Annotated in this window: 11 protein-coding genes and 1 pseudogene; 7 read left to right on the forward strand and 5 right to left on the reverse strand. The window is 69.2% G+C overall.

All coding sequences use genetic code 11. The features are described 5' to 3' along the window. Window positions 1–223: 223 nt before the first annotated feature. The 5 genes from ACIQVL_RS28120 to ACIQVL_RS28140 all read left to right on the forward strand — a co-directional run bounded on the left by ACIQVL_RS28120 (window position 224) and on the right by ACIQVL_RS28140 (window position 5,996). Window positions 224–1,525, forward strand: a complete 1,302-nt coding sequence (locus ACIQVL_RS28120) for an amidohydrolase (protein ID WP_403442978.1) — start codon at window positions 224–226, stop codon at window positions 1,523–1,525. Then, window positions 1,522–2,118, forward strand: coding sequence for a TetR/AcrR family transcriptional regulator (locus ACIQVL_RS28125; protein ID WP_403442976.1), 597 nt, complete (start codon window positions 1,522–1,524; stop codon window positions 2,116–2,118). Before ACIQVL_RS28120 ends, ACIQVL_RS28125 begins: the two co-directional genes overlap by 4 nt. Window positions 2,119–2,382: 264 nt before the next feature. Continuing rightward, window positions 2,383–3,876, forward strand: a complete 1,494-nt coding sequence (locus ACIQVL_RS28130; protein WP_403476692.1) for an alpha/beta hydrolase — start codon at window positions 2,383–2,385, stop codon at window positions 3,874–3,876. Window positions 3,877–4,033: 157 nt separating this feature from the next. Beyond that, window positions 4,034–4,660, forward strand: coding sequence for a TetR/AcrR family transcriptional regulator (locus ACIQVL_RS28135; RefSeq protein ID WP_403476693.1), 627 nt, complete (start codon window positions 4,034–4,036; stop codon window positions 4,658–4,660). 10 nt (window positions 4,661–4,670) lie between these two features. Beyond that, window positions 4,671–5,996 (forward strand): aldehyde dehydrogenase family protein, encoded by a 1,326-nt coding sequence (locus tag ACIQVL_RS28140; RefSeq protein ID WP_403476694.1) that lies wholly within the window; start codon window positions 4,671–4,673, stop codon window positions 5,994–5,996. 22 nt (window positions 5,997–6,018) lie between these two features. On the opposite strand, the gene ACIQVL_RS28145 is transcribed toward ACIQVL_RS28140, so the two are convergent. The 4 genes from ACIQVL_RS28145 to ACIQVL_RS28160 form a co-directional block, all read right to left on the reverse strand. Beyond that, window positions 6,019–7,164, reverse strand: a complete 1,146-nt coding sequence (locus ACIQVL_RS28145) for an acyl-CoA dehydrogenase family protein (RefSeq protein WP_403476695.1) — start codon at window positions 7,162–7,164, stop codon at window positions 6,019–6,021. Window positions 7,165–7,186: 22 nt separating this feature from the next. After that, a complete protein-coding gene (locus tag ACIQVL_RS28150; protein WP_403476696.1) occupies window positions 7,187–8,704 on the reverse strand; it encodes an AMP-binding protein in 1,518 nt (505 codons plus the stop codon). 122 nt (window positions 8,705–8,826) lie between these two features. Further along, complete coding sequence (locus tag ACIQVL_RS28155) at window positions 8,827–10,857, reverse strand: FAD-dependent oxidoreductase (RefSeq protein ID WP_403476697.1); 2,031 nt, start codon at window positions 10,855–10,857, stop codon at window positions 8,827–8,829. Window positions 10,858–11,038: 181 nt separating this feature from the next. Next, complete coding sequence (locus ACIQVL_RS28160; protein ID WP_403426226.1) at window positions 11,039–12,412, reverse strand: carotenoid oxygenase family protein; 1,374 nt, start codon at window positions 12,410–12,412, stop codon at window positions 11,039–11,041. 176 nt (window positions 12,413–12,588) lie between these two features. Here ACIQVL_RS28160 and ACIQVL_RS28165 point away from each other — a divergent pair, with 176 nt between their 5' ends. Then, window positions 12,589–13,167: a PadR family transcriptional regulator gene (locus ACIQVL_RS28165; RefSeq protein ID WP_403426224.1), complete on the forward strand. Its 579-nt coding sequence runs from the start codon at window positions 12,589–12,591 to the stop codon at window positions 13,165–13,167. Here ACIQVL_RS28165 and ACIQVL_RS28170 read toward each other — a convergent pair. Then, a complete protein-coding gene (locus ACIQVL_RS28170) occupies window positions 13,142–13,579 on the reverse strand; it encodes a hypothetical protein (protein WP_403476698.1) in 438 nt (145 codons plus the stop codon). The genes ACIQVL_RS28165 and ACIQVL_RS28170 overlap by 26 nt on opposite strands. Before the next feature lie 49 nt (window positions 13,580–13,628). On the opposite strand from ACIQVL_RS28170, the pseudogene ACIQVL_RS28175 reads away from it, so the two are divergent. Continuing rightward, window positions 13,629–13,937, forward strand: a pseudogene (locus tag ACIQVL_RS28175) (cytochrome P450); the annotation flags it as partial. Window positions 13,938–14,189 lie beyond the last annotated feature (252 nt).

Raw genomic sequence — 14,189 nt, forward strand, 5'->3', positions numbered from 1 at the left:
GTTTGGCAGACAGGTCCGCCGGGGCACGGCTCGGCATGCCTGACGGGTGCTGGAAGACGTACATGTGCTGTACGCCGCGCCCCTCATGGACGGGCGGACGACAGGGGGTCGGGGACGGCCGCCGACGGGGCTACGGGTGCGCGGTATCAAGGAATGTACCATTGGAACATCGAATGTGTACCATTGGAACACGAGGAATTCCGCCGGTGAAGGAGCGACTCCCTTGGCAAGCACCGCATGGACCATCGGCCTCGACCGACTGGTCGCCCAGCTCGAGGACTTCTACCGCGATCTGCATCAGCACCCGGAGCTGTCGCTGCAGGAGCACCGCACCGCGCGCCGTGTGGCCGAGGCCCTGCGGCCCCTTGGCTTCGACGTGACGGAAAGGGTCGGCGGGACCGGCGTCGTCGGCGTGCTGCGCAACGGCGAGGGCCCGGTCGTGCTGGTGCGCGCGGACCTCGACGCGCTGCCCGTGCGGGAGGAGACCGGTCTGCCCTACGCCAGCACCGCACGGGCCACGGACGCCGGCGGACACGACGTGCCGGTCATGCATGCCTGCGGGCACGACATGCACACCACCTGCCTCGTCGGCGCCGCGACCCTGCTGGCCCAGGCCCGCCGCAGCTGGTCCGGCACGCTGCTGGTCGTCTTCCAGCCGGCCGAGGAACTCGGCCGCGGGGCACGGGACATGGTCGACGACGGCCTGTTCCGGCGATTCCCCGGGCCGGACATCGTGCTCGGCCAGCACGTCGGCCCGCTGCCCGCCGGCACGATCGGGCATGGCGCCGGGCCGATCATGGCCGCGGGGGACTCCGCGGAGGTCGTCCTGCATGGCCGGGGCGGTCACGGGTCCCGGCCGGAGGCGACCATCGATCCGGTGCTGATGGCCGCACACGTCGTCACCCGTCTCCAGGGCATCGTCGGACGCGAGGTTCCCCCCTCCGAGCCCGCCGTGGTCACGGTGGGCCGACTGCAGGCCGGGACCAAGGACAACATCATCCCCGACACCGCCGAACTCGGCATCAACGTCCGCACCTACTCCGACCGCACGCGCACCCAGGTCCGTGAGGCCATCGAACGCATCATCCACAGCGAGGCCACCGCCAGCGCCGCGCCCCGCCCGCCCGAAGTGGAATGGACCATCGCTGTCCCCCCGCTGGTCAGTGACCCGGACGCCACGGCGTCCACGGTGGAGGCCTTCGCCGAACACTTCGGCCCGCAGCGCCTGCTCCCCCTGCCGCCGCTCACCGCGGGCGAGGACATCGGCGTGCTGGGCGAGGCGGCCGGTGCCCCGACCGTGTTCTGGTTCTGGGGCGGGCTCGACGCGGACACGGTGACCGCCGCGTTCAGCGAAGGACGCTTCGACCAACTGCCCACGAACCACTCACCGCACTTCGCGCCGGTCCTCGACCCCACCCTGAGAACCGGCATCGAAACCCTGGTCGTCGCCGCGCTGAACTGGCTGGGCGGGCCGCCGAAGCCCTCCGATACACTGGCCGGCCAGGACGGTCAGAGAGGCACATGAGCGACGACACGCCCCGCGCGAAACTGCTCAGCAAGGGCCAGGACCTCCTCGCGGAGCGAGGAGGCCGGCTCAGCGACCTGACGCTGCGCAAGCTGGCCGAACACCTCGGCACCAGCCACCGCATGATCATCCATCACTTCGGTTCCCGCGACGGGTTCCTCGCCGCGCTCCTCAGCGAACTGCGCCACCAGGAACAGGCTGCCCTGCGCGCCGTCTCCGCAGAAGGCACCTACGAGGACGCCCTGCGCCTGCTCGAGCGCATCTACCTGGAACCCGCCCAGGGTGCGAGGATCTCCGCCTTCTTCTACGTCCTGGGCCTCGCCGTGCAGGATCCCGATTCCTACGGCGAGTTCCTCGACTCCCTGGAGGACTGGACCATCCTGTTCGCCACGCTCGGGGAGCGCGACGGCCTCGCCCCCCGGGCCGCCCGCGCCCGCGCGCAGGCCCTCGTCTGGGCCGCGCGCGGCCTCGTCATCACCGGCATCACCACCGGCAAGCGCCAGGAAGCACTCGAGGAACTCCGCGGCGTCATCGACTACTTGGGCTACTCGCCCGCGGCGGATCGCGGTCGAGCCGACCGTCCCTCCGGATAACACGCCTGGTGGCGCGGCTCGCCACCCACGAACCCCCGCTCCTCCGGTGGCCGTTGGCGCCGTGCGCCGAACGGTTCACCCCGCGGGACCGCGCGCAGTTCGCTCATCCGCAGTCATTGACAACAGCCACGCCGCTACCCCATGGTGCGCATCAAACTAAACGGCCGTTTCTCTCATGAGGAGCCGGTATTGAGCTACGCATCAGCACCAGCCGAGCACAGTCCGGACATACCCGCGCCGCGCAGAAAAAGGCGACCCGTCAAAGTGACGCTCACCAAGACCGGCGCGGCCGTCGCCACCGCGCTTCTGGTCGCCGGCTTCGGGGTTCCCGCCCACGCGGCCGATTCCGCCACGACGGCGACCGCCGCCCCCGCGAGCACCATCGCCTGGGCGCCGTGCCCCGGCACCACCGGGCCCGTCCAATGCGCCACCATCGAGGTGCCCCTGGACTGGTCCGCCCCCGACGGACCGAAGATCCACATAGGCCTGGCGCGCCATCAGGCCACCGACCCCGACAGGCGCATCGGTTCCCTCGTCCTGGATCCCGGCGGCCCGGGCCTGTCCGGCGTCGCGGACATGATCCAGCGTGGCGGGCAGGTCGTCACCCCCGAGGTGCAGGAGCGCTTCGACGTCATCACCTACGACCCGCGCGGCGTCAACACCAGCAGTCAGATCACCTGCGACCCTGACCTGGTCGGCCAGGCCGAGGCGCTCAAGGACCCGCGCAGCCAGGCCGACTTCGACAGACTCGTCGCCGCCAAGAAGACCCTCAGCGAGGACTGCCGCAACCGCACCGGCCCGCTGTACGACCACGCCGACACCATCAGCACGGTTCGCGACATCGACGCCCTGCGCACCGCGCTCGGCGAGGACAAGATCACCCAGATCGGCGACTCCTACGGAACCCTCGCGATCCAGCTCTATGCGCAGATGTACCCCGACCACGTCCGGGCGCTGGTCGGCGACGGCAACATGGATCACGACTACGTGCGCACCGCCTGGGACTGGATGAGTGCCGGCACCGGCGCGCTGGAACAGAACTTCGTCCAGTTCGCCTCGTGGTGCGACACCACACCCAGCTGCGCCCTGTACGGCCAGGGAACCAAGAAGGTCTACGGCGGCCTGCGTGACCAGGCGCGCAGCGGAACCCTGACCAACCCGAGCACCGGACCCGTCAACTTCGCCGCCCTGTCGGGAATCGTCTTCGGCGCGAACTTCCCGGAGGGATGGAACGGCCTGGCCGCCACCCTCAAGGCCCTGCGCGACGGCAGCCCGCTGTCCGCGCCCCCGCCAGGGCCCCCTGCATCCCAGCTCCCGCAGGAGGTGTGGCTCTGCCAGGACTACAACCTCCAGGTCGCGGACTACGCACAGTGGCAGGCCATGTCGGCCATGCTGGCGGTCAAGTACCCCAACGTCCAGTGGGGTCTGTACGCCTACAGTGCGCTGGACTGCGTCGGATACACCGGCAGGACCACCTATCCGCAGGCCCGTCCGGACACCAGCAAAGCCCCGCCCATGGTGATGCTCGGCAACGTCCACGACTACGCGACCGTGTACGCCTGGTCCAAGGCCGCCGCCGCTGACACCGGCGCCACCCTGGTCACCTACGAGGGGTACGGCCACACCGTCTACCCCTCCACGGCCGCAGCCGGCCCGAGCACCTGCATCAACGACGCGGTCGACGACTACCTGATCAACCTCAAGGTCCCCGCCCAGGGCACCAGCTGCCCCGACATCCAGACGCCAGGAGGTCCCTGACCGTCCCGCCAGGCCCACCGGATGGTGAACGCGATGCCACCCCGCCGGCCGTCCCCCGGAGTGGCATCGCGGCCGGCGCACGGGACACCGGCCGCCGTCACCGTCCTCCGACGACCCGACCGTTCCCCTTCAACTAAACGGCCGTTATGATATCGGCGTGGATGACGGGAAAACACCGACTCGAAAGCGGAACACGCGAGGCGAAGGCTCGCGGCTCCGAGAGGAGATCATCCGGGCCGCATTCACGGTCCTGCGCGAGGAGGGCAGCATAGAGGCGGTAGGACTGCGCCCCGTCGCCCGCGCCGCCGGAATCACCGCACCGTCCATCTACCCCCACTTCGCCACGGTCGAGGACCTGCTGGCCGTGATGCGAGAGGCGATCTTCGCCCAGGTACGTGACATCACCCGACGGGCGGCCAAAGACACCGGCAGCGCCGCCCTCGCCCTGTACGCCCGGGCCGGCGCGTACGTCCGGATCTGGGTCTCCCAACCGGCCTGGCGCCAGCTCATGTTCACCGCGATCCCCGGTCATTCGCAGGAGGCGGGGGAGGCGGCCTTCGCCGACCTGGTCAAAGCACTTGAGGAATGCGTCCTGGAAGGCACGTCCGTCAGCGACGACCCCAGGACGGATGCCGCGCACCTCATCTCGGCACTGCACGGCCTCGTGCTGAGCAGAACGGTGATGTCCGCCTTCCCCTGGCCTCCCCTCGAGAAGAGCATCGGCGACATCACCCAGCGCATCGCGCGACTCAGTGTCCGGTCCGACGTCTGTGACGCACCGTAGGAGCAGCAGCGTGCCTGATCCCGAAGAACTTGTCGCCCGCATTCGCCACACCTTCGCCACCGGACGCACCCGGCCGCCGGGCTGGCGGACCGAGCAGCTCACCCGGCTGCGCACCCTGCTCACCGAGCACGGCGAGGACATCGCGGACGCCCTGTACACCGACCTGCGCAAGCCGCGCCCCGAGTCCTACCTGGCCGAAACGGACTTCTGCATACGGGAGGTCGACCACACACTGGGTCATCTTGAGGAGTGGCTGCGCCCCGAGCCTGTCCCCGCGGATGCCCTCGCAATTCTGCCCGACGGCGCGTCGGCCTGCGCGCAGTACGAGCCACTGGGCACCGTCCTGATCATCGCGCCCTGGAACTATCCGGTCCAGTTGCTGCTCGTGCCGCTGCTGGGCGCCATCGCCGCAGGCAACACCGCCGTACTCAAGCCGAGTGAAGTAACCTCTGCCACCTCCGCGTTGATGGCCCGCCTGGTGCCGCAGTACCTGGACCCGGACGCGGTCGCCGTGGTCGAGGGTGGCGTCGCGGAGACCACCGCGCTGCTGGCCCAGCGATTCGACCACATCTTCTACACCGGCAACGGCACGGTCGGCCGTATCGTCATGCGGGCCGCCGCCGAGCATCTCACCCCGATCACCCTCGAATTGGGTGGGAAGTGCCCCGTCTTCGTGGACCAGGGTGTCGACCTGACCGAGGTGGCGACCCGCCTGGCGGTTGCCAAGTTCCGCAACGCCGGCCAGACGTGTGTCGCCCCCGACTACGTGCTGACCGACCCCGGGACGGCTCCCGCCCTCGTCGCTGCGCTCGCCGTGGCCACCAAGGCGATGTTCGGGGCAGACCCGCAGTCGTCGGACGCCTACGGACGTATCGTCAATGACCGGCACTTCGACCGTGTCGCGGCGTTGCTCGACTCCGGTACGACTGCCTTCGGCGGCGAGACCGACCGCACCGACCGATACGTCGCGCCGACCGTGCTCACCGACGTGAAGCCCGATGACCCGGTCATGCGGGAGGAGATCTTCGGCCCCGTCCTGCCCATTGTCGAGGTGGCCGGGCTCGACGAGGCCATTGCCTTCATCAACAACCGGGCGAAGCCGCTCGCGCTCTACGGGTTCACCGAGCGCGAGTCCGCCCGAGAGCGACTCGCCGAGGAGACGTCGTCCGGGGCCGTCGGATTCGGGCTCCCGGTCGCTCATCTCCGGGTGCCCGAACTACCGTTCGGTGGTGTCGGGGAGAGTGGACTCGGCAGCTATCACGGCCCTCATTCCCTGGCCGCATTCAGCCACCGCAAGGCCAGACTCGACGTGCCGCTCACGGACCGTACGCACTGACGCCACAAGCCGCCGTCAGAGGTCAGAGCCCCATTGACTTGGCGACGATCGTCTTGAGCACTTCGGTACTGCCGCCGAGGATGCGGCTGATGCGGGCATCGGCGTACAGCCGGCCGATGGCGTACTCCCGCATATAGCCGTAGCCGCCGTGCAGTTGGAGACAGCGGTCGACGACCCGGCCCTGCAACTCGGTGGTGAAGATCTTCACCTTCGCCGCGTCGGCCGCCGACAGCTCGCCGGCGTCGTGCGCCACCAGGGCGCGGTCCACCAGGAACCGTCCCGCCTCGATCTCGGCTGCACAGGCGGCGAGTTCGAACTTCGTGTTCTGGAAGGAGGACACGGTGGTGCCGAACGCCTTGCGGTCCTGCACATAGCCGACGGTGGTGGCGAGTGCCGCCTCGGCAGCGGCCTGTGAGGCTACGGCGATGCCGAGGCGCTCCTGGGGGAGGTTGCTCGTCATGTAGCTGAACGCGTCGCCCTCCTCGCCCAGCAGGTTCTCCTCCGGCACCCGCACGTCCTGGAAGAACAGCTCTGCGGTGTCCTGGGTCCTGAGACCGATCTTCTCCAGGTTGCGGCCCCGGGTGAAGCCGGGCATGTCCCGCTCGACCACCAGCAGCGAAAGGCCGTCGCGGCGGTTCGCGCCCTTGCCGGTCCTCGCCACCACCAGCACCAGATCCGCGTTGATCCCGCCTGTGATGAACGTCTTGGCACCGTTGATCACATAGTGGCCGTCCCGCTTCTCGGCCATGGTGGTCATCCCCGCGAGATCGGATCCGGTACCCGGCTCGGTCATCGCGATCGACGCCATGAGAGCACCGGAGCCCAGCCCGGGGAACCAGCGACGGCGCTGCTCCACACTGCTGTAGGCGAGGAAGTAGGGGAGCACGATGTGCAGATGCGCGCTGAAGCCACCGAGGTTCACGTACGCGCGCGCCGTCTCCTCGGCCCAGACCGCGGCGTACAGAAAACTGTCGGAGCCGGCGCCCCCGTACTCCGCCGGGATCTGCATGCCCAGGATGCCGAGTTCACCGATGCGCCGGAAGATGTCGCGCGGCACGAGTCCGGCGGCGTCCCAGTCCGCGTAGTGCGGGACAACCTCCCTGGTCATGAAGTCCCGCGCCGTTCGGCGGAAGGTCTCGTGCGTGTCCTGGAAGATGGTGCGTTCCATGGTGGTGTCCCTGTTCGTCCAGTTACGGTCGTGGATCGGCCGGGCGCAGTTCGTGCCGTCGCACCTTCCCGGACGGCGTCCTCGGCAGCCGGTCGGTGAAGGTGATGGTGCGGGGGATCTTGAATCCGGCGAGCAGCGTGCGGCAGTAGGCGGTGAGCTGCGCTGTGAGTTCGTCGCCGCCTGCCACACCGGCCTCCGGCTGCACGACTGCGGTCACGCGGTGGCCCCACTCCGCGTCCGGCACCCCGACCACGGCGGCGTCGGCCACGTCCGGGTGGGACAGCAGTACGGCCTCCACCTCTGCGGGATAGACATTGACCCCGCCGGAGATGATCAGATCCGTCCGGCGGTCGCAGAGGAACAGCCAGCCGTCCTCGTCGAGATAGCCGATGTCACCGGCCGTGAGAAGTCCGTCGTGCACCGCGGCGGCCGTCTTGTCGGCATCCTTGAAGTACTCGAAGTCGTATGACGGGCTGTAGTAGATGCCGCCGGACTCTCCGGCGGGCAGCGGGGAGCCGTCCGGGTCGAGGATCCGGATTTCGATGCCCGGCAGCGCGTAGCCGACCGTTCCCGGCCTGCCCAGCCACTCCTGCGCGGTGACGGCTGTCGCCGGGCCTTCGGTGGCCGCGTAGAACTCGTGGACGACCGGACCGAGCCAGTCGATCGCCGCCCGTTTGATGTCGGCCGGGCAGGGTGCCGCTCCGTGGACCAGACTGCGCAGGCTCGAGGTGTCGTACTGCCTGCGTATTTCCTCGGGCAGGCGTAGCAAGCGGTGCAGCACGGTGGGCACGGCGAACGTGATCGAGACGCGATGCCGCTCGACGAGCCGCAGCCACTCCTCAGGGGCCGGCCGCCGGGCGATGACGATGGTGTGACCGAAGTTGAGGCCTGCGTTGACGAAGACGCCCGGAGCGGCGTGGTACAGCGGGGCGGAAGCCAACTGCACCTCGTGGCCCGGGTGGATGCCGAGTCGGGACGTGAGGTTGAGTTCGGTCGGAGTGACCTGCGGCGGGCCGTCCGGCAGCCGCCTGCGCACTCCCTTGGGCCGGCCGGTGGTGCCCGAGGTGTACATCATGATGCTGCCGGCCCTCGGGATCCCGGGGGGAGTGGCCGGCTGTCCGTGCAGGAGGTCCTCGTAGCCGGTCCATCCGGCGGCCGAGCCGACCACGACGCGTCGCTCGGCGGGAACACCGATTTCGTCCAAGGCCTGTGCGGCCGAGGCGAGCAGCGACTCGTGCACGACGACGACACGTGCTTCGCAGTCCTCGACGATGTACGCGATCTCGGCCGCGGTGAGGTGGTGGCTGATGGGGATGAAGTACAGCCCGGAGCGGCCGGTGGCGAGCCGCAGCTCGAAGTAGTGACGGCTGTTCGGCAGGACCGCCGCGACGCCGTCTCCGGTCCGCAGGCCCACGGCGTGCAGCGCATGCGTCAACTGGTTGACGCGGCTGTTCAGTTCACCGTAGGTGAGTGAGTCTCCGTCCGGTTCGACGAGGGCGGTCCGGTCGGGGGCGGCGGCGGCCACCTCCGCGAACCCCACGGGGTGTTGCGATCGTGCTGGGCTGGGCATGGCGCTGTGTCCTCTCGGCGGCTCGGCGGCTCGGCGGGAACGACGGGGGTGCACGGGTCGCCGACCCACCGACGCCCCGTGCCGGTCCGGGCTCAGATCTCGGCGGCGAGCCGCGTGCCCTGCTCGATGGCACGCTTGGCGTCCAGTTCGGCGGCCACGTCGGCGCCGCCGATGAGGTGGGTGACGATGCCCCGTTCCGTCAGTCCGTCGACGAGATCGCGCAGCGGTTCCTGGCCGGCGCAGATCACGACGGTGTCGACGTCGAGCACCGTGGGCCGGTCCTGCCCCGGACCGTAGGTGATGTGCAGTCCGGCGTCGTCGATCAACTCGTAGCCGACCCCGGCGATCTGCTCGACACCCTTGGCACGCAGTGCTGCCCGGTGTATCCAGCCGGTGGTCTTCCCGAGGCCCTTGCCGATGGACGACGTGTTGCGCTGAAGAAGAAAGACCTTCCGCGGCGACGGTCGGGGTTTCGGCTCGACCAGGCCACCGCGCAGGTCCTCGGCGTCCATGTCGACGCCCCACTCCGCCCGCCATGCCCGGGGATCAAGAGTGGGGGATTCGGCGTGCGTCAGAAACTCGCTGACGTCGACACCGATGCCACCCGCGCCGATCACGGCCACCCGGTCGCCGACCGGTGCTCCGTGTCGTACCACGTCGACGTAGGACAGCACCGACGGATGATCGATTCCGGGAATCTCCGGCACGCGCGGGACGACGCCCGTCGCCACCACCACTTCGTCGAAGTCGCCGCCGGCCAGAAGGTCCGCGGTGGCCCGGGTGCCGAGGCGGAGGCCGACTCCCGTGATGTCGATCCGCCGGCGGTAGTAGCGGATCGTCTCGGCGAACTCCTCCTTGCCCGGAATACGGGAGGCGATGTCGAACTGCCCGCCGATCCTGTCGGCTGCCTCGAACAACTCCACCTGGTGGCCGCGCTCGGCGAGGGACACGGCACACGACAGTCCGGCCGGCCCCGCACCCACCACAGCGATCCGCTTGACCCGCCGCGTCGGCGCGAGGCGCAGCGTGGTCTCGCGGCCCGCGCGCGGGTTGACCATGCAGGACGCGGCGGTCCGGGTGAACGTGTGGTCCAGGCACGCCTGGTTGCAGGCGATGCAGGTGTTGATCTCATCGGCCCGGCCGGTGGATGCCTTGGCCGTCCACTCGGCGTCGGCGAGCAGTGGCCGGGCCATGGAGACCAGATCAGCGTCGCCGCGAGCCAGCACCTGCTCCGCGACGTCCGGCATGTTGATCCGGTTCGATGCGATCACGGGGATGTCGACGTGCTGCTTCAGCCTGTGCGTCACGGAGGTGAAGGCGGCGCGCGGAACGGACGTGGCGATGGTGGGCACCCGTGCCTCGTGCCATCCGATGCCGGTGTTGATGATCGTGGCGCCGGCCGCCTCGGTCTCCTTGGCCAGAGCGACGACTTCGTCCCAGGTCTGACCGTCCTCGACCAGGTCCAGCATCGACAACCGGAAGATGATGACGAAGTCGTGCCCGACGGCCTTCCGGCAGGACCGGACGGTCTCCACGGCGAGACGGCGCCGCTTCGCGGGCGTGCCGCCCCATGCGTCGGTGCGGTGGTTGGTGCGCGGCGCCAGGAACTGGTTGATCAGGTAGCCCTCGCTGCCCATGATCTCGATGCCGTCGTATCCCGCCTCGCGGGCCAGAGCGGCAGACCGGCCGTAGTCGGCGATGGTGGTGCGGATTCCGTCGTCGGTCAGCGCTCGGGGCGTGAACCGTTTGATCGGTGCCCGCACCGCGGAAGCCGACACCGCGCCGGGGTGATCGGAATACCGCCCCGCATGCAGCAACTGCAGTGCGATCCGGCCTCCTTCCCGGTGCACCGCATCGGTCACCGTGCGGTGGCGGCGCGCGTCGTCGACCGTGCTGAAGATGCAGGCGCCCGGATAGAACATCCCGTCCTCGTTGGGTGAGTATCCGCCGGTCACCATGAGGCCGACGCCACCGCGCGCCCGCTCGGCGAAGAACGCGGCGAGCCGGTCGAGTGGGCCGCTGCCGTCCTCCAGGCCGGTGTGCATCGAGCCCATGACCACCCTGTTGGGGAGAGTGGTGAACCCGAGGTCGAGGGGGCGGAGCAGATGGGGAAAGCCGGTCATCGTCACTCGCTCTCTGCGGTCTGCTGTCTGTGCCGCGGCACGGCCGAGGCCTGTGCATGTCTCGCCGTGCGCCCGCTCAAACCATGCGGTGACGCTTGGGCGATGCCGGCCCACGCTGCGGTGACGACCGCGCGTGGATGCCGGTTGAGCCGGACATCCACGCGCGGTCGGGAGTGGGGCACTACGCTGCGTCGGGGATCCACCGACCGTGGAAGCCGAACGGCACACGGGCGGGGAGATGCACCGTGGCGACCGGAGCGCCGGTGAAGTCCTGACCAGAAAGGATCACCAGGTCGCTGGCCCCCCGGTCCGGATCGAAGACGTACGCCATGAGATAGCCGTCGTCCTCGTCCCGGCCGCCCTCGGAGGGCACGAAGAACGCCTCACTCGCATAGCATCCCTTGCGGAAGTGATGTGCCTCGGTGACCTGGCGGGTGAGGTCGTGCTTGAGGATCGCGTCCCCGAACGAGTCGTCGGACAGGTCCTCCAACTCGGCGGTCGGGCCGGCGAATCGGATCAGGGGAGCGGTGACGGCCGTGTAGCCGTAGCGGTGGGCGCCGCCGACGACGGCCGGGCTGACCACCGGGAATTCCTGGGGGCGGTCGTCGATGCGGGTCTCTGTCACGCTGCCCGTGGCCGAGTTCACCACCCAACGGTCCAGCGTGGGCAGGCTGTTGCCGCTGAACTCGGCGTTGACGAACATCTTCGGATAGCTGACGACGTCAAGGACGACGTTGTCGCCCTCGTCGTAGGCGTTGAGGGTGTGGAAGACCCAGGAAGGGGCGATGTCGAACCAACGCACCTCCGTGCCGTTGCGGGGCAGCAGGCCGATACGGGCGCCACGTCCTTCGTGCCACACCAGCGGAAGTCGCTTGCCGGCCTTGGCGGCCTCGAGGCTGAAGGCGATGGGCAGGTCGTAGAGCACCGCGTACTTCTCGGTGAGGGAGAAGTCGTGCATCATCGGCCCGTGCGGTGTGGGGATCTGCACCGTCCGGGTGACCAGGCCCGACGGCGAGATGAGCAGGTAGGACACGGTGTCGCCGCCGATGTCGTACGTGACGGCGTGAATCTCACCTGTCTTCGGGTCGACCTTGGGGTGCGCGGTGAAGCCCTCGCGCAGGGTCCCGTCGAAGTCACAGGTGCCGACGGTGTCGAGGTCGTAGGTGAGCTCGTACGGCCTGGTGCCGCCCTCCATCAGCGCGAACGTGCGGTCGCCGAGGCTCATGACGCTGGTGTTGGCGCCGAGGTCGTTCCTTCGGTACTCGCCGGGCCGGGGCTCTTCGCCGAGCGCCTTGGCTATGTGCTGGGAGCGAACCCATCGGTTGCGGTACCACTCCGCCTTGCCGTCCCGCAGCCGCACGCCGTGCACCATGCCGTCGCCGACGAAGACATGCAGCAGCGGATCGTCGAGGTTCATCTGGTTGGGTCCGTTGCGCAGATAGCGGCCGTTGAGCTCGGCGGGTATGCGCCCGGTGACGGGCAGATCGAACGCCGTGACCTCCTCGGTCGCGGGCGCGAGGACGCCGTCGTACGGGGATTTCGAGGAGGCTTTCATGCCGACTCCTGGGGAGGGAGAAGCCTGGGTGCGAGTGGGAAGCCGCAGGGCGCAGCGCTCCCGCAACACTCAATAGAATGACTACTAATATTGTTGAGTATCCTGGACGCGTCAACCCCTGGAACCCTGTAACGGGTGGATGTGAACTGTGCTGACAGAGAGGGCGGAGGGCGACCATGGCTTTGCGGCACGCGGTGCTTGCCTCGTTGTTGGACGGGGAGTCGAGCGGCTACAGCCTGGCCAAGAAGTTCGACGTCGGTATGGCCAACTTCTGGCATGCGGTGCCACAGCAGCTCTATCTGGAGCTGACCAAGATGGAGAGGGACGGCCTGGTCGAGGGCCGCAACGTGGTCAGGGAGTCCCGCCCGACCAAACGTCTCTTCACGCTCACCGCCGCCGGCCACGCGGAGCTCGAACGCTTCGCCGCCGCCGCTGTCAAGCCGTCCTTCGTCCGCGACGACCTCTTGGTCAAGGTGCAGGTCGTGGACAGTGTCTCCGCGGGCGCGGTGATCGAACAGTTGCAGGAGCGAGCGGCGGTCGCCGCCGCGAAGATCGACATCTTCTCGCGGTACCTGCGCAGCCTGCGCGGGGACCTGGACCAGGAGACCTTCCTGGCGACCAGCGACAGGATCGGTCCGTATCTGACCTGTCTGCGGGGGCTCCGCTTCGAACAGGAGCACGCCGACTGGTGCAACCAGACCGCTCAGGTTCTACGTGCCCGACAAGCGGTCAGGCAGGATAGCAAGGCGCCGTGACCGTGGTGCGATGCCCCGGCCGGCGGTGTCGAAAGGGGAGCCGCCCGGTACCCGCAACCCGCAGGACACCTGTCGAAGTCACCGCTGCCCGAGGCCCTTGAGGAAGGAGTCGAGTAGCTCGTCGGCGAGTTCGCGGCGGCTTGTCCCACTGGCAGGACCAGTTGGTGATGCCGAACAGGGCCAGGGTCGCGGGGCGGACGCGGACATCGCGGAAGATGCCTTGCGGGATGCCGTCCTTGATGGTGGCCTCGACCAGCCACCGGTGGCGATCCCGGCTGCGAACGGCCGGTGTGCGCAGTGGTTCGGGGACGTCGCGATGGCCGGTGTTGTGGTATGCCTTCTCGTCGACGAGCCGGGCGGCAGCTCGGACGATTTTTACCCGGCGTCGGGTCGCTTCCGCCGCGACGGTCATGGCGTGGCCCCCTGGCCTTCGCACCGAGTCTCCGCACGGGTCGATTCGCCCCTCCTGTGCGGCGGCCCGGCCGGGGCACGCCTTCAAGCCCTTCGGCACCGGTGAACGCGTCTGCGTCGGGCGGCGGTTCGCGCTGCACGAGGCGACCGTGCTGCTGGCCGTGCTGGTGCACCGCTACCGGCCGCGCGAGCGCGCCGACTACGCGCTGACCGTCAAGGAGACCCTCACCCTCAAGCCCGAGGGCTTCACCCTCACCCCGTGCACCCCCGCCGACCGCGTCCACCCGCCCCTGCCGGGCGCCCGGCCGACGGCCGCCCACGACCCGCACCCGACGACTGCCCTCCCGGCCCGGGTCCGCCACCCGTGGCCTCCTCGTTCCGTGACCGCAGGCCCGGGGGAAATCCCGACGAATGGCTGAACTCCCTGGTGGCGGAGGGCCGTTTTGTGGAGGATGTATACGCGGCGTCCTGATCGACACCCCGGGCCGCAGCGCCCCGCAAGGGGCATGGGGCTGTACCGATGTGCAGCCCCGCCGCGTGGGCGCGAGCAGCCGCGACGAACCCGTCGCCCGCGTACAATCTCCACCACGATCGCGCGACCCGGCATTGAC

Origin of the sequence: Streptomyces sp. NPDC090499 (genome assembly GCF_044769305.1) — a bacterium.
Lineage (GTDB): Bacteria > Actinomycetota > Actinomycetes > Streptomycetales > Streptomycetaceae > Streptomyces.

Coding starts and splice junctions, on each gene's coding strand:
- ACIQVL_RS28160 (WP_403426226.1), bottom strand. CDS start 12,412: ATGAAAGCCTCCTCGAAATCCCCGTACGACGGCGTCCTCGCGCCCGCG.
- ACIQVL_RS28155 (WP_403476697.1), bottom strand. CDS start 10,857: ATGACCGGCTTTCCCCATCTGCTCCGCCCCCTCGACCTCGGGTTCACC.
- ACIQVL_RS28165 (WP_403426224.1), top strand. CDS start 12,589: ATGGCTTTGCGGCACGCGGTGCTTGCCTCGTTGTTGGACGGGGAGTCG.
- ACIQVL_RS28170 (WP_403476698.1), bottom strand. CDS start 13,579: ATGACCGTCGCGGCGGAAGCGACCCGACGCCGGGTAAAAATCGTCCGA.
- ACIQVL_RS28125 (WP_403442976.1), top strand. CDS start 1,522: ATGAGCGACGACACGCCCCGCGCGAAACTGCTCAGCAAGGGCCAGGAC.
- ACIQVL_RS28145 (WP_403476695.1), bottom strand. CDS start 7,164: ATGGAACGCACCATCTTCCAGGACACGCACGAGACCTTCCGCCGAACG.